The following is a 25,573-nucleotide window of genomic DNA, read 5'->3' as shown; positions in this document are numbered from 1 at the left end:
GGGGATGGCGGTTGACCACCCGTGCGGTGCTGGCCGCCGCGCTTTCCGTGGGTGCGCTGGCGGGCGCCGGGGCGGCGCAGGCCGATGAAAACACCTCGACCCCGACCCCCAGGATTATCGGCGGCCATGACGCCACCGAAAACTACTCGTTCATCGTTTCCCTGCAGAAGGAAAGGAACGGGGACCCCGACGGTCACCGTTGCACCGGAGCGCTGATCCGCAAGGACTGGGTCGTGACCGCGGCGCACTGCGTCACCACGGCGGGCACCGGCTCGGACCCGTACACGGTCATGGACCCGGCGCTGTTCCACGTCCGGGTGGGCTCCAACGACCGGACCACCGGCGGCACCGTCGCGAAGATCAAGAAGATCGAGGTCGACCCCGGGTACCAGGCGCTCGACGAGCGCTCGGAGGGCTACGACGTGGCGCTCCTCCAGCTCGACACCGCGCTGACCAACAAGACGGTCCCCCTGGCGCCCACGGCGACCAACGAGGGCACCGCGGTCCGCCAGCTCGGCTGGGGCTACACCGCGACCGGCGACGTCGGCGACCCGACCAAGCTCCCGGTGAAGCTTCAGGAGCTCGACACCAAGGTGCTGAACCCGAGCGCGGAGGAGTGCCGGGTGGACTCCGGTGGGGACGACTCGTGGGGCATCCGCGAGGGCGATGTGTGCACGGACAACCCGCAGGACACCTACGGCCCGTGCGGCGGTGACTCCGGCTCGCCGCTGCTGCGGAAGGTCTACGGCCGCTGGCAGCTGGTCGGCGTGGACAGCCGCGGCGTCGGCGAGATCTGCGGGTCGACCCCGGACATCTACACCGACCTCCACTACCACCGCTCCTGGCTGAACAGCGTCATCGGCTGACGAACAGCCTGAAACGCGGCACAGCCGCACGCCGGCCCACGCCGGTGTGCGGCTGTTGCCGTATCAGGACAGCGGCCCCGTCACGGCAGCCACTTCTTCCAGACGTCCGGGTGCTCCTTGACCCACTTCTCCGCCGCGTCCTGCGCGGAGAGCCCGTCCGAGGCGATCAACTCGGCGACCGCGTTCTGGTCCTCCTCGGTCCACTGGAACTTCTTCAGGAACGCCGCCGCCTTGCCGCCCTTCCCGGCGAAGTCCGCGTTGAGGTACTTCTGCAGCGGGGTGGTCGGATAGGCGCAGTCGAAGGACGTGGGGTCCTCGGCGCCCTTTTCGGCGCACGCGTCCGTGTACTTGGGCAGCTTCACCTCGACCATCGGCACCTGGTTGAACAGCCACTGCGGCGCGTACCAGTAGGTCAGGAACGGCTTCTTCTCCTTGGCGAACTGCTTGATCTGGGTGATCTGCGCCGCCTCGGAACCCGCGAACACGACCTGGTAGTCCAGGTCCAGATTCTTCACCAGCGCCTTGTCGTTGGTGACATACGACGGCGAGCCGTCCAGGAGCTGGCCCTTGCCGCCGCTTTCGGCCGTACGGAACGTCTTGGCGTACTTGTCGAGGTTCCGCCAGTCGGTGACGTCGGGGTGCGCGTCGGCGAAGTACTTGGGGACGAACCAGCCGATGTGGCCGGTGACACCGAGATCGCCGCCGCGCGCGATCGTCTTCTTGTCCTTGACGTAGCGCTGCTCCTGCTCCGGGTGGCCCCAGTCCTCCAGGATGGCGTCCACCCGCCCCTGGCTGAGCGCGTCCCAGGCGGGGACCTCGTCGACCTGGACGGTCTCGACGCGGTAGCCCAGCTCGTGGTCGAGGAGGTATTCGGCGACGGCGACGTTGGCCTGCGCGCCGACCCAGGACTGGACGGACAGGGTGACGCTCTTGGTGCCGCCGACGTTCGCGTACGGCGAGGACTGCTTGGTCATGTCCGCCGCGCCGCAGCCGGTCGCGGTGAGCAGCGCGGTGACCCCCGCGGCGGCCGTCAGCAGCCGCGTGCGGATACGGCGCCGGGTATGGGTGCGCGGCACGGTCAGGCTCCCTTCCTCGGGCGGCGCGCCGTCGGCTGCGTCACCCTGTCGAGCATCAGGCCCAGGCAGACGATCGCGGCGCCCGCCACCAGGCCGGTCGCCAGATCGCCCTGGGCCAGGCCGAACACCACGTCGTAGCCGAGCGCGCCTGAGCCGACGAGGCCGCCGATGATGACGACGGCCAGCACCAGCACCACGCCCTGGTTGACGGCGAGCAGCAGCGCCGGGCGGGCCAGCGGAAGCTGCACCTGGAGCAGTTGCTGGCCGCGTGTGGCGCCGAGCGAGCGGGCCGACTCCAGCGCGGCCGGGTCGACGTTGCGCAGGCCCTGGGTGGTGATGCGGATGACGGCGGGCAGGGCGTAGACGATGGCCGCGGCGGCCGCCGGGGCCCGTCCGACGCCGAACAGCGCGACCACCGGGATCAGATACACGAACTGCGGCATGGTCTGGCAGACGTCGAGCACCGGGCGCAGCAGCCGCTCCAGGCGGGGCGAGCGGGCCGCCGCGATGCCGGTCGCGAAGCCGAGGACGAGCGTCACGGCGACGGCGGCCAGCACCTGCGACAGGGTGTCCATGGCCGGGTCCCACACGCCGAGCACGCCGATCGCGGCCAGGGCCAGGACAGCGGTCAGCGCGGTGCCCCAGGTGCCGATCAGCCAGGCCAGGGCCGCGACGATCAGCAGCAGCGACCACCACGGGAGGCCTTGCAGCGCGCCGCGCAGCGGGTCGAGGACGTGGGTGACGTAGCCGGACGCCCAGTCGGCGGTGCCGCCGACCACCGGCACTCCGGAGTAGAGGTGGTCGACCATCCACTCCTTGGCGGTGTTGACGGGTTCGGCGATGGCCAGGGTCCAGCCCTCCGGCCAGGTGGCCGAGCCGGCGGCCCGCCCGGCCAGCGCCACGGCGGCGGTGCCGGCCGCGACCCCCGCCCAGGCGTACCAGCCGCGCAGCCACCGCGGGCCCGTCTCGCGGTCGGTGCCCAGGCGCAGCCCCGCGGCGGCGGTGGTGCGGTCCAGTACGACGGCGAGCAGCACGATCGGGATGCCGGCGGCGAGCGCCTTGCCCACGTCGACGGCCGACAGCGCCTGGTAGACGCGGTCGCCGAGCCCGGCGCCGCCGATGACGGAGGCGATGACGGCCATGGACAGCGCCATCATGATCGTCTGGTTGACGCCGAGCAGCAGCTCCTTACGGGCCAGCGGCAGCCGGGCCGACAGCAGCCGCTGCCGGCCGGTGGCGCCGAGCGAGGCCACGGCCTCCATCACCCCGGCGTCCGCGCCGCGCAGCCCCAGCGCGGTCAGCCGGGCCATGGGCGGGGCCGCGTAGATGACGGTGGCCAGCACGGCACCGGGCACGCCGATGCCGAAGACCAGCACCACGGGCAGCAAATAGGCGAAGGCGGGCAGCACCTGCATGGTGTCGAGCACCGGCCGCAGCGCCCGGTACGTGCGCTCCGAGAGCCCGCCGGCCAGCCCGAGCAGCATCCCGATGGCCACCGACACGGCGACGGCGACGGCCATCAGCGCCAGGGTCTGCATGGTCGGCACCCACATCCCCAGCAGCCCGCACACCGCGAACGACACGAAGGCCAATGCCGCGACCCGCACCCCGGCGACCCGCCAGGCCAGCAGCGTCGCGGCCGCGGTGACCCCGGCCCAGCCGAGGGCCAGCAGGACGAGGTAGACGGCGCGGACGGAGACGATGACCGCGTTGCTGATGTGGCCGAAGAAGTAGAGGAAGATCCAGTGGCTGTCGCGGTTGTCGATGATCCAGTCGCTCGCCTTGCCCAGCGGCTCCGACACATCGACGGTCAGCGCGCCCGGCCAGCTGCCGCTGTGCCAGCGGACGGCGGCGACGGGTACGAGAACGGCCGCGATCAGGGCGAGCAGGGCCAGCTTGCGGACGGCGGGGCGGCGGAACGCGGCGCGCAGCGCGCCCGGGGGCGCGTCGGCGGCCTTCGAGACGTCGGAGGCGCCGGGGGCGTCAGGGGCGTTGGTGGGGGTGGTGGATTCGGCGGAGGCGGAGCGGCCGGTGGTCGCGGCGGTCATGCGCGCCCCCCTGTGCCGGGGTGGCGGTTGCCCCAGGTCATGCCGGCGCCCCCTTCACCCGCAGCCCCGCCACCACCGCGAGCAGCCGCTGATGGTCGACCACCCCCAGCAGCCGCGAGCCGTCCATGATCCGGGCCGGGCCGCCGGTGCGGGCAACGGCCTCGATGGCGGTGGCGATGGTCGCGTCGGGCGCGAGCGCGGGGCCGCGGTCCCGCTCGCCGTCCTCCGCGGCGCGCAGCGCGTTGCGCACGGTCAGCACCTGCTCGCGCGGCACATCGCGGACGAAGTCCCGTACGTAGTCGTCGGCCGGGGAGCCGACGATCTCCTCGGGGGTGCCCAGCTGCACGATGCCACCGTCGCGCATCAGCGCGATGCGGTCGCCGAGCCGCAGGGCCTCGCTCAGGTCGTGGGTGATGAAGACCATCGTGCGGCCCTCCTCGCGGTGCAGCCGGACCACCTCCTCCTGCATATCGCGCCGGATCAGCGGGTCGAGCGCGCTGAACGGCTCGTCGAAGAGCAGGACTTCGGGGTCGGCGGCCAGCGCGCGGGCCAGGCCGACGCGCTGCTGCTGACCGCCGGACAGCTGGCCGGGGCGGCGGCGCTCCAGGCCGGTGAGGCCCACCTTGGCGACCATCTCGGCGGCCTTGGCGCGGCGCTGGGCCTTGCCCATGCCCTGGATCTCCAGGCCGTAGGCGACGTTGTCGAGCACGGTGCGGTGCGGCAGAAGACCGAAGTGCTGGAAGACCATGGCGGCGCGGTGCCGGCGCAGCTCGCGCAGCCGCGCCTTGTCCATGGCCAGCACGTCCTCGCCGTCGATGTGGAGGGTGCCGGAGGTGGGCTCGATCAGCCGGGTCAGACAGCGTACGAGGGTGGACTTGCCGGAGCCGGACAGGCCCATGACGACGAAGACCTCGCCCTGCCGCACCTCGAAGGACACATCGCGGACGGCGGCCGTGCACCCCGTACGGCGGCGCAGCTCCTCGGCGGGCAGGTCGGCGGCGGGCGAGCCGGGGACGCGGTCGGCCTTGGGGCCGAAGACCTTCCACAGGCCGCGCACGGAGAACACCGGCGCGGTCGGCTCGTGCTGCCCGGGCGCGGGGGTCGGGGGCTTGGTCTCGGTCGCGGTCATCACGCCTCACCTCCAGTAGTGAGCAGTTCCGCGCATTTCTCGCCGACCATCAGCACGCCGATCATCGGGTTGACGGCGGGCATGGTCGGGAAGACGGACGCGTCGGCGATCCGGATGCCCTTGAGCCCCCGTATCCGCAGATCCGGGCCGACCACGGCCGACTCGTCGGAGTCCGCGCCCATCCGGCAGGTGCCCGCCGGGTGGTAGACGGTGTGCGCGACCTTGCGGGCGTACTCGCTCAGCTCCTCGTCGGAGGTGAGCTCGGGACCGGGGCACACCTCGCGCTTCAGCCAGCCCGCCAGCGGCTCGGTCTTCGCTATCTCGCGGGCCATGCGGATGCCGTCGACGAGGGTGCGGCCGTCGTAGTCCTCCTCGTCGGTGAAGTAGCGGAAGTCCAGGGCGGGTTTGACGGATGGGTCGGCGCTGGTGAGGTAGAGGCGGCCGCGGCTGCGGGGCTTGGGGATGTTCGGGGTCATCGACACGCCGTGCTCGGGCTTCTCGTAGCCCAGCCGCTCGGGGTTGTCGGTGAACGGGATCTGGTAGAAGTGGAACATCAGGTCCGGGCCCTGCGCGCCGGGGTCGCGCCGGACGAACAGGCCCGCGTCCGAATCCATCGCCGAGTTCTCGGGGATGGGGCCGTCCGTCTCCCAGACGATCACCGACTCGGGGTGGTCGAGCAGGTTCTCGCCGACGCCCGGCAGATCGTGCACCACGGGGATGCCGAGCGCTTCCAGATCGCGCCGGGGCCCGATGCCGGAGTGCAGCAGCAGCCTCGGGGTGTCCACGGCACCCGCGCAGACCAGCACCTCGCGCCCCGCCTCGACCAGGAGTTCCGTACCGTCCTTGGTGCGGACCCGCACCCCCGTCGCCCGGCCGGACGCGTCAAGCTCCAGCCGGTACGCCCAGGTCTCCAGCATCAGACGCAGGTTGGGCCGGTCGAGGAACGGGTGCAGATAGGCGACGGAGGCGGAGGACCGCTTGTTGTTCTCCGGGTGGTAGGCGAGGTCGAAGAAGCCGACGCCCTCGTGGAAGGGCTGTTTGTTGAATCCCTCGACGCGCGGCACGCCGAGCGCCGTCTGCGCGGCGTCGACGAAGTCACGGGCGATGGCGTTCCGGTCCTTCTCGTCGACCGGCACGATGTTGTTGCGCAGCCGCGCGAAGTACGGGTCCATGGAGGCGGCGTCCCAGCCTTCCGCGCCAGCCTTCGCCCACTCGTCCCAGTCGCCCGGCAGCGGCTTGAAGGAGATGAGGGTGTTGTGCGAGGAACAGCCGCCGAGCACCCGGGCCCGGCTGTGCCGGATGTGCGAATTGCCGCGTGGCTGCTCGGTGGTGGGGTAGTCGTAGTCCAGTTCACCGCCGAGCAGGCCGAGCCAGCGGCGCAGGGTCAGCACCTCGGGCCGGTCGATGTCGGACGGCCCGCCCTCGATGACGGCGACGCGGATGTCCGGGTCCTCGGTGAGCCGGGAGGCGATCACCGATCCCGCGGTGCCGCCGCCGATGACGACATAGTCGAATGGATCGATCGCGTCAGCTACGGACATGCGTTACTCCTCGCGGCCCCGGACCGGGGCCCGGGTGTGGGGGGCGTACCTACGTGGGGCATACGTACGCGGTGGGGGTGTACGGGGGACGGGGATGTGTGGGGGCGTACGGGGGACGGGGCAGGGGTTGGCGGGCGTGCGGCTCAGCCGGCGAACCAGCGGACCGGGGCGGGCCGCAGGTTCTCGTAGATGTGCTTGGTCTCGCGGTATTCGGCCAGTCCCGAGGGGCCCAGCTCGCGTCCGATGCCGGACTTGCCGAAGCCGCCCCACTCGGCCTGCGGGAGGTAGGGGTGGTAGTCGTTGATCCATACGGTGCCGTGCCGCAGCCGCCCCGCGACGCGACGCGCCCGCGCCGTGTCGCCGGACCAGACGGCGCCCGCCAGCCCGTACTCGGTGTCGTTGGCGAGCGCGATGGCCTCGTCCTCGGTGCGGAACGACTCGACGGTGAGGATCGGGCCGAAGGTCTCCTCCCGCACCACCCGCATCTCGCGGTGGCACTGGTCGAGGATCGTCGGCAGATAGAAGTAGCCGGTCGCGGGACGGACCTCGGACGGCTCGGGCTGCGCGCCGCCGCAGCGCAGCAGCGCGCCCTCCTCCAGCGCGGAGGCGACATACGCCTCGGCCTTGTCGAGTTGGCGCGCCGACACCAGCGGGCCGCACTCCACACCGGACTCGGTACCGCGCCCGAGCTTGATCTTCTCGGCCCGGCGGGCGAGTTCGGCGACGAACCGCTCGCGCACGGACTCCTCGATGATCAGCCGGGCCCCGGCGGAGCAGACCTGGCCGCTGTGGATGAAGGCGGCGTTGAGGGCCTGGTCGACGGCGGTGTCAAAGCCCTCGGCGGTGTCGCAGGCATCGGCGAAGACGACATTGGGGTTCTTGCCGCCGAGTTCGAGCGCGACCTTCTTCACACCCGGCGCGGCCGCCTGCATCACCCTCGTGCCGCTGGCCAGGCCGCCGGTGAAGGACACCAGGTCCACCTCGGGGTGCTCGGCCATCCGGGCGCCCACCGGGTCCCCGGCGCCGGTCACCAGATTGCCGACCCCGGCCGGCAGCCCGGCCTCGGCCAGCAGCTCCATCAGACGCACCGTCGACAGCGGGGTCAGTTCGCTGGGCTTGACGACAAAGGTGTTGCCCGCGGCGAGCGCCGGGGCGATCTTCCAGCTGGCCTGCAGCAGCGGGTAGTTCCAGGGGGTGATCAGCGCGCAGACGCCCACCGGCTCATGCACGACCACGCTGTGCACATCCCGGGTGCCGGCGTCCACCACGCGGCCGGCCGACTCGCCGACGACCAACTGGGCGAAGTAGCGGAAGGCGTTGGTGACATCGTCGACGTCGACCCGCCCCTCCTCAAGGGTCTTGCCGGTGTCACGGCTCTCGAGCAGCGCGATCTTCTCGCGGTCGCGCTGCAGGAGATCGGCGACGCGGCGCAGCAGCGCCGCCCGCTCGGCCACGGGCGTATGCGGCCAGGGGCCCGTGTCAAAGGCGCGGCGCGCGGCGGCGACGGCCGCGTCGGCGTCCTCGGTGCCGCCCTCGGACACGACCGCGAGGGTCTTGGCGTCGGCGGGGTCGAGGACCTCCCGCTGCGCGCCGGACGCGGCGGCGCGCCACGCCCCGTCCACATGAATGGTCTCGACTGCCGACACGTCTGCTCTGCCTTCCGGTGGTACGGGGACTGGCGCCGCCGGCCGTGCCGGTGACGCGAAGCCCCTCCCCGAAAGGTGCGGACCTATGCGTGATTGTCGTTCGAAAGTGGTCGGGCTCACGTGGTCACAAGGTGTACGCGCTCGCGCACAGCCGCTCATCAGCGGATAGAGCGGATGGATCAGGTCAGCTCAGCCGGAAGGAGTCGACGGCGGCCCGCTGGATCTCCCGCTGTCCGGCGCGGTCGTCGGCCGGGCCGATGACCAGGACGGCGTACATCGTGCCGTCGGACGCGGTGAAGCGGTGGTCGAGGACCCGCCGGGAGCCGCCGTACTTGTCGCTGTCGTAGGTGTACTCCAGCTCCGCCGGGTCCATGGCGCCCTGCCCGGTCCGCTCCAGGGTGATCTGCTCGTAGCCGCGCTGACGAGCGGCTATCCGCTCGGCCTCCTGCGCCGACTCGTACGGCGTCCGCTCCGGGCCGTGCAGCTCGAAGATCTGCACCATGGAGGCCTGGTCGGAGGAGGTGTAGAAGACGCTGGGCCCCTCGGCGGTGCGCCGCCAGCCGTCCGGGACGGCGACGGTGAAGCCCGCCGGGTCGTCCTCCGTACGGAAGCCGGCGGGCGGGGACGCGAAGGGCGTGGCCGAGGGCGACAGCGACGGGGATTGCGCCGGGTCCTCGGACGGCGGCTCGTACGGGTCCGCCGACGGGGAGGCCGACGGTGCGCCGGACGGGGCGCCGGACCCCTGGCCGGGCGCCGGAGAGGCGCCGTCGGGCGAGGCCCCGTCCGTGTCCGCCGGGCCGGGCACCGGGCTCTCACCGAGCCCGGGGACGGGTCCCGCACGGTGCCCGGCCTCGCCGTCGCTCCCGAACGCCACCCATCCGGCGAACGCGACCGCGGCACACAGCACCACCGCCACGGCGGCCACCCGCAGTCCGCGCCGCGCATCGCCGACCGACGGAGGCGGCGGCGCGCCGCCGCCGTCCGCCCACTCCAGCCCCTCCGTGCCCCCGTCGCTCATCCGAGCCCCCCGATCTTCGAATCACTCTCCGCGGATGGCGCTGACCAGCATGCGTCTCAGCTGCCCAGCAGCGCACCGACCGCCTGCCCCAGGGCCACGCCGGACGCCAGCATGCCGATGCTCGCGCTCGCGTCCTGCAGCAGCGCCCGGAGCCGGGCGAGGCGGCCCGGGGCCGCCACCCCGGTGCGCCGGATCTCCTCCTCGGTCTCGGACAGCTCGTCCGCCAGCGCGCCGACCTCGGGGCTCGCCACAAGCCGGCCGAGATCCGCGCCGAGCTGCCGCACCGCCTCCAGCAGCCGCTCGTACTCCGGGTCGCACGGGGCCGCCCCGCCCCGCACGTTCACGATGTGGTTGTGGTCGCCGATGCCGACGGCGCCGCCGCGCACACTGCCGATGTGGATGTCCCCGTATGCGCGCCCACCCGGCCCGGCAGCCTCTTTCTCGTGCTCCGCGCCCGTGTCCTTCGCCATGCTCTCCCCCCGGCCGGCGTCAACTCTCACCGGCAACTCATCCCAAAATAGGGGAAGCTGAGCCACAGTCATAGAGAAACAACAAAAGGGTCACCCTCCGGAGTGAATACCGGAAGGTGACCCTTCGGATAGTCGGCGATCGGCCGCCGGCGGGCGATCGGCCGTCAGATCAGGCCGAGGCCGCGCACGGCCTCGCGCTCCTCCTCCAGCTCCTTCACCGACGCGTCGATGCGGGTGCGCGAGAAGTCGTTGATCTCCAGGCCCTGGACGATCTCGAACTTGCCGTCCTTGGCGGTGACCGGGAAGGACGAGATGAGCCCCTCCGGCACACCGTACGAGCCGTCGGAGACCACACCGGCGGAGGTCCAGTCGCCGGCCGGGGTGCCGTTGACCCAGGTGTACACGTGGTCGATGGCGGCGTTGGCGGCGGAGGCGGCCGACGAGGCGCCGCGCGCCTCGATGATCGCGGCGCCCCGCTTGGCGACGGTCGGGATGAACGTCTCGGCCAGCCACTGCTCGTCGTTCACGACCTCGGCGGCGTTCTTGCCCGCGACCTCGGCGTGGAAGACGTCCGGGTACTGGGTGGCGGAGTGGTTGCCCCAGATCGTGAGCTTGGCGATCTCCGAGACCGGGACGCCGGTCTTCTTGGAGAGCTGCGACAGGGCGCGGTTGTGGTCCAGGCGGGTCATCGCGGTGAAGCGCTCGGCCGGTACGTCCGGCGCGGCGGCCTGGGCGATGAGCGCGTTGGTGTTCGCCGGGTTGCCGACGACCAGGACCTTGATGTCGTCCGCGGCGTGGTCGTTGATGGCCTTGCCCTGCGGCTTGAAGATGCCGCCGTTGGCCTCCAGCAGGTCGCCGCGCTCCATGCCCTTCGTCCGCGGCCGGGCGCCGACCAGGAGCGCCACGTTCGCGCCGTTGAAGGCCACGTTCGGGTCGTCGCTGATGTCGATGCCCTGGAGCAGCGGGAAGGCGCAGTCGTCGAGCTCCATCGCGGTGCCCTCGGCGGCCTTCAGCCCCTGCGGGATCTCCAGGAGGTTCAGCTTGACCGGCACGTCCGCGCCGAGGAGCTGGCCGGAGGCGATGCGGAAGAGCAGCGCGTAGCCGATCTGGCCGGCCGCGCCGGTGACGGTGACATTGACGGGAGTGCGGGTCATGGCGGTCTCCTGCGCTGTGTTTTCTGTCGATCTCTTGGTGTCGAGATACCGGCGTCAGGCTATCCGACGGGGATGTGCGGAGCCCCGGGGGCCACTGTGTAACTGCTCACCGCCAGCGGACAAGGCCCGGCCGGCGGCCGCCTGCCTGAGGAGGGGGAGTAGCAGACGGCCGCCGCGGTGCCATGCCGCACCCGTGGGGGGGGTTCGGCGTGCGCCTGCCCCGATTCGGCGAGCGCATTCCCCCTGACGCGGATATTTCCTCGAAGATCCCCTAGTGGTCCTCACAGGGCCTCACCGAGGGGCGCGCTCCGGCGCTCCGGAGCGCGCCGCGGCCGTCGCGGTGCAGCCGCGCTGTCCGGTGGTGAGGGTGGCGCAGGCCTCGGCGCGGGCGGTGGAACCGACCGCGACCATCGGGGTGTACGCGTCACCGTCGGCGTTGACCTTGCCGTTCTCGGTGCGCGCCGGGCCGACCGCGCCCCGGGCGGGCGCGGTCACCTGTAACCGGTCGCCGGGAGCGGCCTTGGTGATGCGGGCCCATGCCGCACCGCACACCTTGCTGTAGCGCACCTCGACGTACGCGCTGCCCACGGTCACGCTCGCGGTCGTCCTGGCGTACGCGCCACCGCACCCCATCGTCTCGGGGTCCTTGCCGGTGCACTCCTGACCGGCGCACTTCACTCCGCTGGGCAGGCGGGGGCCGGTGGTCGCGGTCCGCCCGGGCGTCGGGTCCTTGGCGCGCTCGTCGGCCCGGCCGCCCGGGTTGGCCAGGAGCACCGCCGCCGCGCCCATGAGCAGCACGCCGACCGCCGTGGCGACGAACAGCGGGACGCGCCGACGGCGGCCGTCCGGCGAGGACGGCCTGTCGGCGGGGGCGCCGGGGCCGGCGGGGCCGGTGGGGGCGTCCGCGCGCGGCGGGCCCAGCTGATCCGGCGGTTCGGGGAGGAAGGCCGGTGCGGCGGCGACGAGCGGAGGGTCCGCCACGGGCGGCTCGGGAGGCACGGCGACAGCCCTGCGCACCGCCGTCCCGGGAGCGTGGGCCGGCTCGGCGCCGGCCCACTCCGCTTCCGCCTCCTGCGCCGTACGGCCGTTTCTGGAGTGCGGCAGCGGGCCCCCCTCCCCCAGCGCGTCCCGCGCCCGCGCGACCCTGATCGCCTCCATCGTGACGTCGTGCCGTGACTCGGAGCGGCTCCAGGCGCGCTCCGCCAGCTCCCACAGGGTGCTCAGATGCTCGACGTCCGTGTCCGTCGCCTCGGCCAGCGCCACCACGGCGCCCTGTGGCGGCAGCAGACGGCCGTTGAGGTAGCGCTCCCACGACGTCTTGCTGTAGCCGGTGCGGTCGGCGACCGCGGCGAGGCTCAGCTCGCTGTGCTCGACGAGCCCGCGCAGCTGCCCGACGAACCCCCGAACGTGCGGATCGAGCTCTTCCGGCAGCTCCCTCCACCGAGGCATTGCCTCCCCCTGTCCCCCCGTGTACCCGTGAACTTCCCGTGCCCGTCCCCCATGAGGGCACCCCCGGCAGTCCCCGATCCGTTACCCGGGAGATGCCCCGCCCAAGGATGACAGTTCCCCCAGCAGGGGCGCACCGGAGCATTCCGGACCCGGACGCGCTCCCCATGCGCCCCTATGGGGCTGTTGCGCGCCCGAGACGTCGTACCGGAATGGTCACTTCCGCGCCACAGGCCCTCGACGTCCATTGATCCAGCAGGGCTCTTAACAGAACCCTTATGCCAGACGGCCCGTCCTTCTTCGGGGGAGAGGACGGGCCGTCGTCGTGCACGGGCGCTGAGCGGTCGGGTGGTGGCAGAGACCTCATCGCCCTAGCGGACGGTGAAGTGCACCACATCCTCCAGGAACGGCACCTTCAGCCAGGGCTTGGGCTGGGCCATCAGGGACAGCAGCACGATCGCCGACCCCAGCACCCCGTACGTCAGCATGTCGGTGAACCGGGAGCGCACCGCCAGCATCCCGACCTCCGGCAGCGCCCACCGCAGCAGCGCGCCCGCCAGCAGGGACAGCCCCACCAGGATCGTGCCCGCGCGGAACGCGTCCAGGGCCACCACCAGCAGCCCCACGCCGACGCCGGCCATCACCACCAGCAGCGGCCACTGGCGGGCGGGCGCCGGGGCGGCGCCGCTCGCGGCGCGGCCGCCGCCCTCGGGGCGCGCGGTGTCCCGGGTGATCAGGGGGAAGCGGCGCGATCTGGCCGCAGGGGGCGCGGCCGCTCCGTTGTGCGCCGCGGCTCCGTTCAGCCCCGCCGTCCCGTTCAGCCCCGCCGTGCCGCTCGGCGCAGCCGCTCCGCTCGGCGCAGCCGCTCCGTTCGGCGGCGCCGCTCCGTTCGGCGGCGCCGCGGAACGCTGTCCGGCCGGCTCGGCGGCCGGCTCATCGGCCTCAGCCGGCATGTCCGGCACCGCTGTCGCCGTCGCCTGCCCCGTCACCGCCGCCGGCCTTGGCGGCGCGCTCCGCGGCCTCCACCACGTTGACCAGCAGCTGGGCGCGGGTCATCGGGCCGACGCCGCCCGGGTTCGGGGAGATCCAGCCCGCGACCTCGCTCACGTCCGGGTGCACATCACCGGCGATCTTGCCGTGCTCGTCCCGGCTGACGCCGACGTCGAGCACCGCCGCCCCCGGCTTGACGTCCTCCGCCTTGATCAGGTGCCGCACCCCGGCCGCCGCCACGATGATGTCGGCTTGGCGCAGCAGCCCGGACAGGTCGCGGGTGCCGGTGTGGCACAGCGTGACCGTGGCGTTCTCCGAGCGGCGGGTGAGCAGCAGCCCGATCGACCGGCCCACGGTGATACCGCGGCCGACGACCACCACATGGGCGCCGTTGATCTCCACGCCGTGGTGGCGCAGCAGCTGGATGATGCCGTACGGGGTGCACGGCAGCGGGCCGGTCTCGTTGAGCACCAGCCGGCCGAGGTTCGTCGGGTGCAGCCCGTCGGCGTCCTTGGCCGGGTCGATCAGCTCCAGCACACGGTTGGCGTCGATGCCCTTGGGGAGCGGCAGCTGGACGATGTAGCCCGTGCAGGCCGGGTCCTCGTTGAGCTCCCGTACGGCCGCCTCGATCTCCTCCTGGGTGGCGGTCTCGGGCAGGTCGCGCCGGATGGAGGCGATGCCGACCTCGGCGCAGTCGCGGTGCTTGCCCGCGACGTACCACTTGCTGCCCGGGTCCTCGCCGACCAGCACGGTCCCGAGACCGGGTTGGATGCCCTTGGCCTTGAGCGCCTCCACTCGGCTGACGAGGTCGGACTTGATCGAGGCTGCGGTTGCCTTGCCATCGAGAATCTGCGCGGTCATGGCTTCATCCTCCCGGATTCGGGGACGTCTGTTCCAATCAGGGCCGGTCCCAGCGGCGGTCTGGGGCCGGGTGTGTCGCCCACGGCCCGAGGGCCGCACCCCGCGCGTCGCAGGTGCGGCCCTCGGTCGGTACCACTCAGTGGAAGAAGTGGCGCGTGCCGGTGAAGTACATGGTCACGCCCGCCTTCTGGGCCGCCTCGACGGTCAGCTCGTCGCGGACCGAGCCGCCCGGCTGCACCACGGCCTTGACGCCGGCCTCCGCCAGCACCTCGAAGCCGTCGGGGAAGGGGAAGAAGGCGTCGGAGGCCGCGTACGAGCCGCTGGCCCGCTCCTCGCCCGCCCGCTGCACGGCGAGCCGCGCCGAGTCGACGCGGTTGACCTGGCCCATGCCGACGCCGACCGTCGCGCCGTCCTTCCCGAGCAGGATCGCGTTGGACTTCACGGCCCGGCAGGCGCGCCAGGCGAAGGCCAGCTCGGCCAGGCCGGCGGCGTCCAGCGGCTCGCCGGTCGCCAGGGTCCAGTTGGCCGGGTCGTCGCCCTCGGCCTGGAAGCGGTCCTTGATCTGGACGAGCGTGCCCCCCTCGATGGGGCGCTGCTCGACGACGGCCTCGGGCGCATCGGCACAGCGCAGTACGCGGACGTTCTTCTTGCGGGCCAGTACTTCGACGGCGCCGTCCTCGTAGTCCGGGGCGACAATGACCTCGGTGAAGATCTCGGCGACCTGCTCGGCCATGGCGACCGTCACCGGGCGGTTGACGGCGATCACGCCGCCGAACGCCGAGAGCGGGTCACAGGCGTGCGCCTTGCGATGGGCCTCGGCGACGTCCGCGCCGACCGCGATGCCGCAGGGGTTGGCGTGCTTGATGATCGCGACGCAGGGCTGGTCGTGGTCGTAGGCGGCTCGGCGGGCGGCCTCAGTGTCCACGTAGTTGTTGTACGACATCTCCTTGCCGTGCAGCTGCTCCGCGTGGGCGAGTCCCTTGCCGGAGCCGTCGCTGTACAGCGCGGCGGGCTGGTGCGGGTTCTCGCCGTAGCGCAGCACCTGCTTGCGCTCGTAGGTGACGCCGATGAAGTCCGGCCAGGGGCCCTCGTCGGCCGCGCTGTGTCCATCAGCGGCTCCGCCGCGGGCCTCGGCGAACCAGTTGGCGACCGCCACGTCGTACGCCGCGGTGTGCTGGAACGCCTCGCTCGCCAGCCGCTTGCGCTGTTCGAGGTCGAAACCGCCCTCGGCGGCGGCCTTCAGCACGTCCGCGTAGCGCTCGGGGTTGACGACCACGGCCACGGACGGGTGGTTCTTGGCGGCCGCGCGGACCATGGAGGGGCCGCCGATGTCGATCTGCTCGACGCACTCGTCGGGCGAGGCGCCCGAGGCGACGGTCTCCCGGAACGGGTAGAGGTTGACCACGACCAGCTCGAAGGGCTCGACGCCCAGCTCGGCGAGCTGTTCGCGGTGCGACTCGAGCCGCTGGTCGGCCAGGATGCCCGCGTGGACGCGCGGGTGCAGCGTCTTGACGCGGCCGTCCAGGCACTCGGGGAAGCCGGTCAGCTCCTCCACCTTGGTGACCGGGACGCCCGCGGCGGCGATCTTCGCCGCCGTCGAGCCGGTCGAGACGAGCTGGACCCCTGCCGCGTCCAGCCCCCGGGCCAGTTCCTCGAGCCCCGTCTTGTCGTAGACGCTGACCAGCGCGCGGCGGATGGGCCGCTTCGTACCTTCGGCGGTCACGGGATCATTACCTTTCGTCCCTCAATGCGGTAGCCGTTGCGGGCCAGACGCCCCACGACCTCGACGAGCAGCGAGCGCTCGACTTCCTTGATCCGCTCGTGCAGAGCGGACTCGTCGTCCTCGTCCCGGACCTCGACCACGCCCTGGGCGATGATCGGGCCGGTGTCGACTCCGTCGTCGACGAGATGGACGGTGCAGCCGGTCACCTTCACGCCGTACGCGAGCGCGTCGCGCACCCCGTGGGCACCGGGAAAGCTGGGCAGCAGCGCGGGGTGGGTGTTGACGCACCGGCCGCCGAAGCGGGCCAGGAACTCCGGGCCCAGGATCTTCATGAACCCCGCCGAGACGACGAGGTCCGGCTCGTACGCGGCCGTCGCCTCGGCCAGCGCGCGGTCCCACTCGACGCGGGTGGCGTGGTCCTTCACCCGGCATACGAAGCTGGGGATCCCGGCGCGCTCGGCGCGCTCCAGGCCCGCGATACCGGCGCGGTCGGCGCCGACGGCCACGACCTCCGCCCCGAAGCCGGCGGCGCCCTCGGCGGCGATCTCATCGAGGAGCGCCTGCAGATTCGTACCCGAACCGGAGACGAGGACGACGAGGCGGGCGGGGCGCTCGGAGCGGGCGGCGAGGGGAGGCGGGGAGGCCACGGCGGGGATCTTTCTCGCGGGCGATGCGGGCGGTGCGCGGGTGATACGGGGCTGGTGGGCCGGTGGTGCGGGTGGTGCGGATGCTTGCGCGGGGTGGCGCCACTGCGTTTGTGTGGTCGTACAAGGTCGCGGAGTCATGAATTCCGGGGAACTCTACGAAGCCGCCGACCGTCAGCAACGATACCGGCACACGAAACGGCCCCCGAGGGACGGGGGCGGGCGCGGGAGGTAGCGTCTGGACTGCGAATCCGACTGACGCCGTGGGAACCACCGTCGCGTCCCGCGCAAGGGGAGCCGTACGGCGCAGGCCGTACGGAAGCCTTGCGTGCATCACGACGACACAAGGGGAAGACACCTCCACATGCCGGACCGACGCCGCCGCGCGGCTCACTGCCTCACGCCGACCTCTGCGCGTACCGGGGGGCCGCGATGAGGTACGCCCGCACGTCGCGCACGACGCCGCTGCTGCGGGAGCAGCAGTCCCCGTCCTCCGCCGCCTCGCCCGAGGGCTCGCCCGCCGGGCGCGAGGACGACAACCCCTTCGCACCGCCGCCGGAGGGACGGCCGGACCAGCCCTGGCAGCCCAGGCACCGGCCCGACGCCGCGCCGGGCGGTGAGGGCGGCAGCGGTGGCGAGGACGACGGCCGCTCCGCGCCGGGCGGGCCGTCCGGCCCCGGTGCGCCCGGCGGCGCCGGCGGGCCCAGCGGTCCCAGCGACGGCATACAGGGCGGTCAGGGCGGCCAGGGTGGTCAGGGCGGCCAAGGAGACCAGGGAAGCCAGGAGGGCGGCCAAGGCGGCCCGCCGCAGCAGCCTCCGGTCTGGGGCAGCCAGTGGAGCAGCCGCCAGCCCGGCCGCCAGAGCGGCGGCTTCGGCTCGAATCCCGGCCGCCCGGCCGGGACGGGCGGCCAGGGCGGCTCCGGCGGCCCGCGCTGGGACCCGAACGACCCGGCCCAGCGGCGCGCCCGCTACGCGCTGCTCGCGGGCATGTGGGGCTTCTTCTTCGCGCTCTTCAGCCTGCCCCAGATCGCGCTGCTGCTCGGCGCCCTGGCCGTCTACTGGGGCATCAGCGCCCTGCGCGCCAAGCCGCGCCGCCCGGCGCCGGCGCCCTCCGCCGTCCCGCTGAACGCTCCGCCGCCCGCCCCCGGCTCCACCCCGGCCCACCTCCCGGCCCCAGGTACCGGCCCCTCGAAACCGCAGGCCACCGCGGCGATCAGCGGGCTGGTCACGGGCGGTCTCGCGCTGGCCATCGTCCTCGCGACCTTCACCGTCCAGATCGTCTACAGCGACTACTACTCCTGTGTGGACGACTCCCTCACCCAAACCTCCCGGCACGCGTGCGAGGACCTGCTGCCCAAGCAGCTCCGCCCGCTGCTCAGCACGGAGGACTGACCCCAGAAGTCCCAGGGGCGGCCGCGACGGACTGGCGTCGCGGCCGCCCTTTCGCGTGCCGGAACGCTCGCGGCCTGGCGAACACCTCGTCACCACACGAGCCATGAGACGCCGCCCGCGATGACTAGCGACGCTAGACAATCGAGCAGCACTCCACTAGCATCGCTTATGTGCCTAGCGTCGCTAGGTAATCCGATTCCGGGCTCTACTCGCTCCTGTGGGGGACTCATGTCGAAGCAGCGCATCACTACCGTCCTGGCCGTTCTGTGCGCCGCCGCATCCCTGTTCTTCGGCCTGAACTTCCTGCTGAACCCGCACGGCGCGCCCAACGGCTTCGGCATCGAGCCGTGGCCGCAGGGCAATGCCCAGGGCTACTTCGTCGTGAAGGGCGTGCGCGATCTCGCCATCGGAGCCACCGGCCTGCTCCTGCTCGCGCTCGGACAGCGCCGCGCGCTGGGGTGGGTGGTCCTGATCGACGCGATCGTCCCGCTGGGTGACGCGCTGGCGGTCGTCACACACGGCGGCACCCTCACCACGGCGCTGAGCGTGCACGTCTCCGCGGCCTGCGTCCTGCTGCTGACCGCCGGGATGCTCATCACGGAGGGGCGCGCGGAGGGGCGTACGCGCACGGCGCACTCCCCCGCGCGACAGACCTTGAGCGCCTAACGGCCCGGGGCACCCGCTTCGCGGCGCCGCTCCGGGCCGGGGGGCGGCGCGCCGGTGCCGGCCGGCGCTGCCGGCTGGTCGGCGCCGGGCCCGGGCTCCGCGCCGGCGCGCGGGAGGAACTGCCGCCACCACGGCGCGGGCGCCGTGGCGCCATCCGGCCGGCCGGGCGCCGTGGTGGCGTCCCGCCGGCCGGGCGCCGTGGTGGCGTCCCGCCGGTCGTCGTCCTCCCGCTCGTCGCCGTCCGGCCGCGGGGCGGGCGTCGCCGAGGCGGCCCAGGCGCGGGCCTCGGACTTCCGGGCCAGCCAGGCCATGACCACGGGCACGACCAGCCGGAGCCACCGCAGGACCACCGCGCCGGGGATTCCCGGCAGGGCCGTCCAGGTCAGCGTCGCCGCGCCCGTACGCCACCAGCTCGGGCCCAGCTCGGCGAGTCCTTGGGTGCCCAGGGCCCCGCCCGACGCACCGGCGAGCAGCGCCATCGCGGCCGCGCAGCCGAGCGAGGCGCCCGCGGCCATCAGGGCGGTCTGGGCCCACCCCCACACCGACACGGTCGGGCGCGGCCTCCGCCGCCCCTCGCCCCCGCCCTCGCCCGCGCCCTTGGCGCCGCGCTCCGCGCCGTCCACCCTCCGTACCGCCGCGGCCGCCACGAACCACGCCACCGACGCCCCCGCCGCGCACCCCGTCAGCCAGCTCAGCGGGGCGCCCCTGCCCTCGGCGGGCAGGGCGGCCAGCAGGGGGAAGTGGGGCAGGTCGGGGTAGTCCGCCACGCCGAGCGGGCCGACGGCGGCGGAGCCGACCGTGAACCCCGGGCCGAGTCCGTACGCGGCGCCCCAGACGAACGCGTTGGGCAGCAGCGCCAGGCTGATCAGCAGCACCGCGAAACGGCCGGACCACACGTCGCTGAGCTCCAGGAACGCCGACTGCACCGCGCCCGCGTGGCTCATCAGCGACACCGCCGTGAACAGCGCGCCGCAGCCGAGCAGCACGACCACGGCGCCCCCGGCCGCCCGCAGCACGGCGGCACGGAAGGCGGGGGTCCGGTAGGCCGGAGGCCGGGGGGCGGCGGCGCCGGGGGCCGCGCCCCGGCGCCCGATGGCCGAGCGGAGCCGTACGAAGGGCACGAGACACACCAGGCGCACCAGACGCACCACACGCTTGAGCCGGTGACGGGCCGAGATCAGCTGTACGGCGCGCGGCGCCCGGGCGGCCAACCGCGCGCGCAGCCAGCTGCCCAGCCTGCCTCGCCACCGGCGCCACGCCTCGCGCACCCAGGCGGGCGGCAGCGGTCTGGGGAACCGCCCGTCCGCCGCCCACACCCCCACCGCGACGGCCGCCGCGGCGACGAGCGGCAGATGCAGCAGGGCGCTGAACGCCTCGGCGTGCAGCGGCCCCGTCGACGCGTACACCACGATGGCCACCCCGACCAGGAGATAGCCGGCCGTCACCCATCCGAAGGCGGTGCGAGGGTGGAGCGTGGCCTCCTCGGGCACCCACGGCCCCGGGCCGCCCGCCGCCCCCGCAGCCTCTTCCGCCTCCTCCGGCACACCCGTCTCGATCGCATGGCGCCCGGCCCGGTAGAGCAGCCAGCACGGCAGGGCGCTGAGCAGCAGCGGGGTGAGCCCGACGGGCGCGGAGCCCCCCGACAGCGTCCCGGTCCGTACGAGCTCCGCGCCATGCGCGAGAAGCCACAGGTCGGCGGCGATGTGCAGGGCCCCGTCCGGGCTGCTTTCGGGCGCCGAGGAGGTGATCCACAGCAGGAGTACGACGACGGCGAGCACGCCAAGACCGAGCCCCGCGGCGACGACGCCGCCGAGGAACGCCTCTCTCACCGCGGAGGAGGGGCGCCGGAGCGCGGCGCGGCCGGAGGAGGACAACGACGGGCTGCGATCGGTCAATTGGGTCACGCACCCATGCTGCCAATAACCTCCGTTTCATCCGTACATCAGGCGATTAGTCGCCGTGTCGCAAAGATTGCGCTTATGCACCTTTCGGGGTAAAGGCGCGCTGAAAGGCAGGGGGTCAGCCGGAGCCGTGGCATCCGGAACAGCAAAAGGCGCGGGCCCGCATCACCCATGGGTGATGCGGGCCCGCGTCCGTGAGCCGTACGCTCCGGCCGGCGGCGCCTCGGCGGCGTCAGCCGGCCAGCGCGGCGCGCGCCAGGCGGGCGGTCTCGGACGGGGTCTTGCCGACCTTCACGCCCGCGGCCTCCAGGGCCTCCTTCTTCGCCTGCGCGGTGCCGGAGGAACCGGACACGATCGCACCGGCGTGGCCCATGGTCTTGCCCTCGGGCGCGGTGAAGCCCGCCACATAGCCGACGACCGGCTTGGTGACATTGGCCTTGATGAAGTCCGCGGCCCGCTCCTCCGCGTCGCCGCCGATCTCGCCGATCATGACGATCAGGTCGGTGTCGGGGTCGGCCTCGAAGGCGGCCAGGGCGTCGATGTGGGTGGTGCCGATGATCGGGTCACCGCCGATGCCGACGCAGGACGAGAAGCCGATGTCGCTCAGCTCGTACATCATCTGGTAGGTCAGCGTGCCGGACTTCGACACCAGACCGATCCGGCCCGGCTTGGTGATGTTGGCCGGGATGATGCCCGCGTTCGACTGACCCGGCGTGATCAGACCCGGGCAGTTCGGGCCGATGATGCGGGTCTTGTTGCCCTTCTGGCCGGCGTACGCCCAGAAGTTGGCGGTGTCGTGGACCGCGATGCCCTCGGTGATCACGACGGCGAGCGGAATCTCGGCGTCGATCGCCTCGATGACCGCGTCCTTGGTGAACTTCTCCGGGACGAAGATGACGGTGACATCGGCGCCGGTGGCCTCGATGGCCTCCTTGACGGTGCCGAAGACCGGTACCTCGGTGCCGTCGAAGTCGACCTTCGTACCGGCCTTGCGCGGGTTCACACCGCCGACGATGTTGGTGCCCGAGGCGAGCATCCGACGGGTGTGCTTCTGGCCCTCGGACCCGGTCATCCCCTGGACGATGACCTTGCTTTCCTTGGTGAGGAAGATAGCCATGGTGTTGGTGACCTGTTCCCTTACTTCGCAGCCGCGAGCTCGGCGGCGCGCTCGGCCGCTCCGTCCATGGTGTCCACCTGCTGCACGAGCGGGTGGTTGGCGTCGGTCAGGATCTTGCGACCCAGCTCCGCGTTGTTGCCGTCGAGGCGCACGACGAGCGGCTTGGTGACCTCTTCGCCCTTGGACTTCAGCAGCTCCAGGGCCTGGACGATGCCGTTGGCCACGGCGTCACAGGCGGTGATGCCGCCGAAGACGTTGACGAAGACCGACTTGACGTCCGGGTCGCCGAGGATGATCTCCAGGCCGTTGGCCATCACCTCGGCGGAGGCACCGCCGCCGATGTCGAGGAAGTTGGCGGGCTTGACGCCACCGTGGTTCTCACCGGCGTACGCGACGACGTCGAGGGTCGACATGACCAGACCCGCGCCGTTGCCGATGATGCCGACCTCGCCGTCGAGCTTGACGTAGTTGAGGCCCTTGGCCTTGGCGGCCGCCTCAAGGGGGTTGGCCGCGGCCTTGTCCTCAAGCGCCTCGTGCTCGGGCTGGCGGAAGGCGGCGTTCTCGTCCAGGGAGACCTTGCCGTCCAGGGCGATGATCTTGCCCTCGCCCGTCTTGACCAGCGGGTTGACCTCGACGAGGAGGGCGTCCTCCTCGATGAAGACCTTCCACAGGGTCTGCAGGACCTCGGCGACCTGATCGGCGATGTCGGCCGGGAACTTCGCCGCGGCGACGATCTCGGCGGCCTTCTCCTTGGTCACGCCCTCGATGGCGTCGACCGGGATCTTGGCAAGCGCCTCGGGGTTCTGCTCAGCGACCACCTCGATCTCCACGCCGCCCTCGACGGACGCCATGGCGAGGAAGGTGCGGTTGGTGCGGTCCAGCAGGAAGGAGACGTAGTACTCCTCCTTGATGTCCGCGGTCTGGGCCAGCATCACCTTGTGGACCGTGTGGCCCTTGATGTCCATGCCCAGGATCTGGGTGGCCTTGGTGACCGCGTCATCCGCGTCAGAGGCCAGCTTGACGCCACCGGCCTTGCCGCGGCCGCCGACCTTGACCTGCGCCTTGACGACCGCGCGGCCGCCCAGTCGCTCGGTCACCTCGCGCGCCGCCTCAGGCGTGTCGATGACTTCACCGGCCAGCACCGGTACACCGTGCTTGGCGAAGAGGTCCCTCGCCTGGTATTCGAACAGGTCCACGCGCGTCCGTCCCTTTTCCTGGAAATCGCGGTTCGTTGTCTGCGCGGGCGTGCCGCGGTGGCAGCGTGAGGACGCGATCTTTGACGAGGCGGCACACGTGCGCCGAGTACGCGGCATGTCCGTCTCGCAGGTTATCCCCGCAGGACGTGCGACCCTAAATCGCAGATCACACTGGCGCGGTGATTACGGTCACAGATCGCGACCATACCCACCTATCTTTGTACAGCCTTGCTGCTCGGAGGGGTGCGAGCGGGCCGGGAAGCCGGAAAAACCGGTCGGGCGGCCCCCTCCCCAACGAGGGCCGCCCGATCGGTCAAGCAGATGCCGTACGGCGTACGGCAGGTGGTGTCATCAGACGTTCAGCCCGCCGAGGCCGTCAACGCCGTCGATGCCGGGGACGGTGGGCAGGTCGGCCGGAACGGCCGGCAGCTCGGCGGCCGGGACGGTCGGGAGCTCCGCCGGGACGGCGGGCAGGTCGGCGGGAACCGTCGGCAGGTCGGCGGGAACAGCCGGCAGGTCCGCGGCCGGGACGGTGGGCAGGTCGGCCGGGACGGCCGGGAGGTCGGCCGGGACGGCCGGGAGGTCGGCGGGAACCGTCGGCAGGCCCGTGACCGGGACGGCCGGGAGGTCGGCCGGGACCGAGGGGACGCCCGGCAGGACCGGCAGGCCCGGGATGTTGGCGGCGTCCGTCAGGTCGCTCAGGTCGCCGGGCAGCGCCGGGACCAGGGTCCGGGCGCCCGCGGCCGCGTTGCCGACGGCGATCTGCCCGTCGGCGGTCACCGTCCAGGTGAGGCCCTGCACGAGCAGCACGCTGTCGGCGGCCACGCCCGTCACGTTGTCCTGGGCGCCGTTGGCCAGGTTCTGGGCGTACGGCGCGACCTGCAGGTACACATCGTCGGCCAGCAGGCCGGCGTCACCGACGGTCTGCTGGGCCACGGGGGTCACCTTCGCCACGACGTCGTTCCCGGCCGGGGGCAGCTCGCCCGGGGCCACGGAACCGGCGGTCGCCTGGGCGTCGGCCACGGCGCGCTGGGCCTTGCCGGCCAGCTCCTCCGGACGGACACCCGCGCCGGAGAGAGCGGCGAGCAGGTTGTCGGCCGAGCCGGGGGTGGCGGGCAGCTCAGGGGTGGCCGGGACGGCCGGCAGCTCGCCCGGAACGGAGGGGAGGGCGGGCACGGAGGGGGTGGCGGGCACGGACGGCAGCGAGCCGAGGCCGGGGAGCTGCGGCACGACGCCGGGCACCTCGCCGGTGGGCAGGTCGACACCGCCAATGACCTTCTTGACGGTCTTCTTGGCCTTCTTGACGGTCTTCTTGGCCTTCTTGACCGTCTTCGCCGGGTCGACCTTGTCGGTGGCGCCCTTGGCGAGGCCGTCGGTCACCCCGTCGGTCAGGCCGGTCACGTCGCCGACGCCCGGCAGGGCGCCCTTCGCGGTGCCGGTGACCTTAGAGGCCGCGCCGTCCACGGTGGCCTTGGCGCCGTCCACGGCCTTGCCGGCGGCACCGGTGACCTCGGAGGTGTCGGCCACCCCGTTGGTCACGTCCTTGACGCCGTCGGTCGGCAGCGCGTCCCCGGCGGTCTTGGTGGCGCCGCCGACGGTGCTGGTGACGCTGTCGGTGGACGGGACCTCGGGGACCTCGGCCGCGTTGGCGGCGGCGGTGCCGAGGGCCCAGATACCGGTGGCGGCAGCGGCGACGAGGATGGAACGGCGGATGTTGTTACGCATGAGGGGGAAGTCCTTCGAATTCAGGGGGATGTTCGGACGGGCAGACCTGACCCGCCCCCGCGCGGCAGGTCTCAAACAGACGGGGTGAAGGTCTGCCCTAGCCGGGGAATTCGAGGACTTCGTTGAACCGCTCACGCGTGGGCGCGGAGCTCTCGGCGCGGACGGCGCCGGGCCGCAGCCAGTGGCTCGCCTGGCCGCCGGGCACCAGGGCGGCATGGGTGTCCCCGCCACGGGGGGCGCCGCTGTCGCCGGTGCACTGGGAGACGGCCCCCGCCGGGGAACCGGGGAGGGGGAGGGGGAGCGGCGCCGGAACGCCGTCGCCCTGGGCCGGGCCGTGCGCCGCCCGCACGACCGGGGCCCGGTCGTGGTCGGTGACGGTGCGCGGCGCGGTCACGGCCGACCGCGGGGCCATGGGCCCCATACGGGAAGCGGCGCGCGCGGCCGGGTGCCCGGAGGCCTCGCCGCCCTTGGCCCGGTGGCCGTCGGACGGCTGATGAGCAGGCACGGAACCGCTCGGACCGGTGTCGTCGCCCGCCCCGCGGAGCACGTCGGAGGGCAGGTGGACGGGCAGGGAGCGGCCCGCCTGGTCCAGCAGGTCGGTGACCGGCTCGGTGAGCTCCCGGGTCTGCTTCTCGACGGGCCGTACGGCATCCCGCACGGCGTCGTCGGCGATCCGGGCCGCGCCATCGGTGACCTTGGCGGCCCCGGTGGCGTCCTTCGTGTGCCGCGCCACTGTGTTGTCCGCGCTGCCCGGGCCGAGCAGCCCGGAGGCGGTCGACGAGTCGGCCGCCCCGCCCGCGTCCGTACGGTCCGCGGCGTGCGCGCTGCCCCCGAAGAGGAACGCGAGCGCCAGGAAACCCCCGAGGAACAGCGCCGCCAGCAGCGCCCGCCGCGCGGCCGCGGTGCGCGGCAGGCGCACTGCGACAGGCATGGCGGACACAGCAGACACGAGCGGGGGCCTTCC

At 72.9% G+C, this 25,573-nt stretch carries 21 protein-coding genes; 3 read left to right on the top strand and 18 right to left on the bottom strand.

Annotation, left to right across the window (positions count from 1 at the left end):
• Positions 1–11: 11 nt before the first annotated feature.
• Complete coding sequence (locus ACFZDL_RS18745) at positions 12–866, top strand: serine protease (RefSeq protein WP_353588348.1); 855 nt, start codon at positions 12–14, stop codon at positions 864–866.
• An 80-nt stretch (positions 867–946) separates the two neighbouring features.
• Here ACFZDL_RS18745 and ACFZDL_RS18740 read toward each other — a convergent pair whose 3' ends face one another.
• The 13 genes from ACFZDL_RS18740 to purN all read right to left on the bottom strand — a co-directional run bounded on the left by ACFZDL_RS18740 (position 947) and on the right by purN (position 16,615).
• On the bottom strand, positions 947–1,942 hold the full coding sequence (locus tag ACFZDL_RS18740) for an ABC transporter substrate-binding protein (RefSeq protein ID WP_353588350.1): 996 nt from the start codon (positions 1,940–1,942) through the stop codon (positions 947–949).
• A 2-nt stretch (positions 1,943–1,944) separates the two neighbouring features.
• Positions 1,945–3,990 (bottom strand): ABC transporter permease subunit, encoded by a 2,046-nt coding sequence (locus ACFZDL_RS18735; protein ID WP_353588351.1) that lies wholly within the window; start codon positions 3,988–3,990, stop codon positions 1,945–1,947.
• 37 nt (positions 3,991–4,027) lie between these two features.
• Positions 4,028–5,119, bottom strand: coding sequence for a glycine betaine/L-proline ABC transporter ATP-binding protein (locus tag ACFZDL_RS18730; protein WP_353588353.1), 1,092 nt, complete (start codon positions 5,117–5,119; stop codon positions 4,028–4,030).
• On the bottom strand, positions 5,119–6,660 hold the full coding sequence (locus tag ACFZDL_RS18725; RefSeq protein WP_353588354.1) for a GMC oxidoreductase: 1,542 nt from the start codon (positions 6,658–6,660) through the stop codon (positions 5,119–5,121). The genes ACFZDL_RS18730 and ACFZDL_RS18725 overlap by 1 nt, the downstream gene beginning before the upstream one ends.
• 143 nt (positions 6,661–6,803) lie before the next feature.
• Positions 6,804–8,306 carry an aldehyde dehydrogenase family protein gene (locus ACFZDL_RS18720; protein WP_353588356.1) on the bottom strand — a complete coding sequence of 501 codons (1,503 nt, stop codon included), beginning with the start codon at positions 8,304–8,306 and terminating at the stop codon, positions 6,804–6,806.
• Positions 8,307–8,490: 184 nt separating this feature from the next.
• Positions 8,491–9,324, bottom strand: coding sequence for a serine/arginine repetitive matrix protein 2 (locus ACFZDL_RS18715; protein WP_353588358.1), 834 nt, complete (start codon positions 9,322–9,324; stop codon positions 8,491–8,493).
• A 56-nt stretch (positions 9,325–9,380) separates the two neighbouring features.
• Positions 9,381–9,794: a hypothetical protein gene (locus tag ACFZDL_RS18710; RefSeq protein ID WP_353588360.1), complete on the bottom strand. Its 414-nt coding sequence runs from the start codon at positions 9,792–9,794 to the stop codon at positions 9,381–9,383.
• Positions 9,795–9,958: 164 nt separating this feature from the next.
• Positions 9,959–10,948 (bottom strand): malate dehydrogenase, encoded by a 990-nt coding sequence (locus ACFZDL_RS18705; RefSeq protein WP_353588362.1) that lies wholly within the window; start codon positions 10,946–10,948, stop codon positions 9,959–9,961.
• A gap of 291 nt (positions 10,949–11,239) precedes the next feature.
• Positions 11,240–12,397 (bottom strand): DUF2690 domain-containing protein, encoded by a 1,158-nt coding sequence (locus ACFZDL_RS18700; RefSeq protein WP_353588364.1) that lies wholly within the window; start codon positions 12,395–12,397, stop codon positions 11,240–11,242.
• A 368-nt stretch (positions 12,398–12,765) separates the two neighbouring features.
• Positions 12,766–13,347: a DUF3017 domain-containing protein gene (locus tag ACFZDL_RS18695; protein WP_353588366.1), complete on the bottom strand. Its 582-nt coding sequence runs from the start codon at positions 13,345–13,347 to the stop codon at positions 12,766–12,768.
• Positions 13,337–14,245 (bottom strand): bifunctional methylenetetrahydrofolate dehydrogenase/methenyltetrahydrofolate cyclohydrolase, encoded by a 909-nt coding sequence (locus tag ACFZDL_RS18690; protein WP_353588368.1) that lies wholly within the window; start codon positions 14,243–14,245, stop codon positions 13,337–13,339. The genes ACFZDL_RS18695 and ACFZDL_RS18690 overlap by 11 nt, the downstream gene beginning before the upstream one ends.
• Before the next feature lie 136 nt (positions 14,246–14,381).
• Positions 14,382–15,968, bottom strand: a complete 1,587-nt coding sequence (gene purH / locus ACFZDL_RS18685; protein ID WP_353588370.1) for a bifunctional phosphoribosylaminoimidazolecarboxamide formyltransferase/IMP cyclohydrolase — start codon at positions 15,966–15,968, stop codon at positions 14,382–14,384.
• The gene (gene purN / locus ACFZDL_RS18680) at positions 15,965–16,615 is read right to left on the bottom strand and encodes a phosphoribosylglycinamide formyltransferase (protein WP_353588372.1); all 651 of its coding nucleotides are present in this window, start codon (positions 16,613–16,615) and stop codon (positions 15,965–15,967) included. The genes purH and purN overlap by 4 nt, the downstream gene beginning before the upstream one ends.
• Before the next feature lie 429 nt (positions 16,616–17,044).
• On the opposite strand from purN, the gene ACFZDL_RS18675 reads away from it, so the two are divergent.
• Positions 17,045–18,004 (top strand): hypothetical protein, encoded by a 960-nt coding sequence (locus tag ACFZDL_RS18675; RefSeq protein ID WP_353588374.1) that lies wholly within the window; start codon positions 17,045–17,047, stop codon positions 18,002–18,004.
• A 228-nt stretch (positions 18,005–18,232) separates the two neighbouring features.
• A complete protein-coding gene (locus ACFZDL_RS18670) occupies positions 18,233–18,670 on the top strand; it encodes a DUF4267 domain-containing protein (protein ID WP_353588376.1) in 438 nt (145 codons plus the stop codon).
• On the opposite strand, the gene ACFZDL_RS18665 is transcribed toward ACFZDL_RS18670, so the two are convergent.
• The 5 genes from ACFZDL_RS18665 to ACFZDL_RS18645 form a co-directional block, all read right to left on the bottom strand.
• Positions 18,667–20,574, bottom strand: a complete 1,908-nt coding sequence (locus ACFZDL_RS18665; RefSeq protein ID WP_353588378.1) for a DUF6350 family protein — start codon at positions 20,572–20,574, stop codon at positions 18,667–18,669. The genes ACFZDL_RS18670 and ACFZDL_RS18665 overlap by 4 nt on opposite strands.
• A 229-nt stretch (positions 20,575–20,803) precedes the next feature.
• Positions 20,804–21,688, bottom strand: a complete 885-nt coding sequence (sucD, locus tag ACFZDL_RS18660; RefSeq protein WP_014177349.1) for a succinate--CoA ligase subunit alpha — start codon at positions 21,686–21,688, stop codon at positions 20,804–20,806.
• A 20-nt stretch (positions 21,689–21,708) separates the two neighbouring features.
• Positions 21,709–22,884, bottom strand: coding sequence for an ADP-forming succinate--CoA ligase subunit beta (gene sucC / locus ACFZDL_RS18655; protein WP_353588380.1), 1,176 nt, complete (start codon positions 22,882–22,884; stop codon positions 21,709–21,711).
• A gap of 351 nt (positions 22,885–23,235) precedes the next feature.
• Complete coding sequence (locus ACFZDL_RS18650) at positions 23,236–24,609, bottom strand: hypothetical protein (protein WP_353588382.1); 1,374 nt, start codon at positions 24,607–24,609, stop codon at positions 23,236–23,238.
• Positions 24,610–24,706: 97 nt separating this feature from the next.
• On the bottom strand, positions 24,707–25,540 hold the full coding sequence (locus ACFZDL_RS18645) for a hypothetical protein (protein ID WP_353588384.1): 834 nt from the start codon (positions 25,538–25,540) through the stop codon (positions 24,707–24,709).
• Positions 25,541–25,573: the final 33 nt, after the last annotated feature.

Origin of the sequence: Streptomyces sp. NPDC007917, assembly GCF_042959105.1 — a bacterium.
Taxonomy (GTDB): Bacteria; Actinomycetota; Actinomycetes; order Streptomycetales; family Streptomycetaceae; genus Streptomyces.
The sequence above is the reverse complement of the archived record's forward strand: the minus strand, read 5'-3'. Positions and strand labels throughout refer to the sequence as shown.

What these genes read in the sequence shown, in the direction of transcription:
- ACFZDL_RS18735 (WP_353588351.1), bottom strand. Translation starts at nt 3,990, where the DNA reads ATGACCGCCGCGACCACCGGCCGCTCCGCCTCCGCCGAATCCACCACC.
- ACFZDL_RS18730 (WP_353588353.1), bottom strand. Translation starts at nt 5,119, where the DNA reads ATGACCGCGACCGAGACCAAGCCCCCGACCCCCGCGCCCGGGCAGCAC.
- ACFZDL_RS18725 (WP_353588354.1), bottom strand. Translation starts at nt 6,660, where the DNA reads ATGTCCGTAGCTGACGCGATCGATCCATTCGACTATGTCGTCATCGGC.
- ACFZDL_RS18715 (WP_353588358.1), bottom strand. Translation starts at nt 9,324, where the DNA reads ATGAGCGACGGGGGCACGGAGGGGCTGGAGTGGGCGGACGGCGGCGGC.
- ACFZDL_RS18710 (WP_353588360.1), bottom strand. Translation starts at nt 9,794, where the DNA reads ATGGCGAAGGACACGGGCGCGGAGCACGAGAAAGAGGCTGCCGGGCCG.
- ACFZDL_RS18705 (WP_353588362.1), bottom strand. Translation starts at nt 10,948, where the DNA reads ATGACCCGCACTCCCGTCAATGTCACCGTCACCGGCGCGGCCGGCCAG.
- ACFZDL_RS18700 (WP_353588364.1), bottom strand. Translation starts at nt 12,397, where the DNA reads ATGCCTCGGTGGAGGGAGCTGCCGGAAGAGCTCGATCCGCACGTTCGG.
- ACFZDL_RS18695 (WP_353588366.1), bottom strand. Translation starts at nt 13,347, where the DNA reads ATGCCGGCTGAGGCCGATGAGCCGGCCGCCGAGCCGGCCGGACAGCGT.
- ACFZDL_RS18690 (WP_353588368.1), bottom strand. Translation starts at nt 14,245, where the DNA reads ATGACCGCGCAGATTCTCGATGGCAAGGCAACCGCAGCCTCGATCAAG.
- ACFZDL_RS18675 (WP_353588374.1), top strand. Translation starts at nt 17,045, where the DNA reads ATGAGGTACGCCCGCACGTCGCGCACGACGCCGCTGCTGCGGGAGCAG.
- ACFZDL_RS18670 (WP_353588376.1), top strand. Translation starts at nt 18,233, where the DNA reads ATGTCGAAGCAGCGCATCACTACCGTCCTGGCCGTTCTGTGCGCCGCC.
- sucD (WP_014177349.1), bottom strand. Translation starts at nt 21,688, where the DNA reads ATGGCTATCTTCCTCACCAAGGAAAGCAAGGTCATCGTCCAGGGGATG.
- ACFZDL_RS18650 (WP_353588382.1), bottom strand. Translation starts at nt 24,609, where the DNA reads ATGCGTAACAACATCCGCCGTTCCATCCTCGTCGCCGCTGCCGCCACC.
- ACFZDL_RS18645 (WP_353588384.1), bottom strand. Translation starts at nt 25,540, where the DNA reads ATGCCTGTCGCAGTGCGCCTGCCGCGCACCGCGGCCGCGCGGCGGGCG.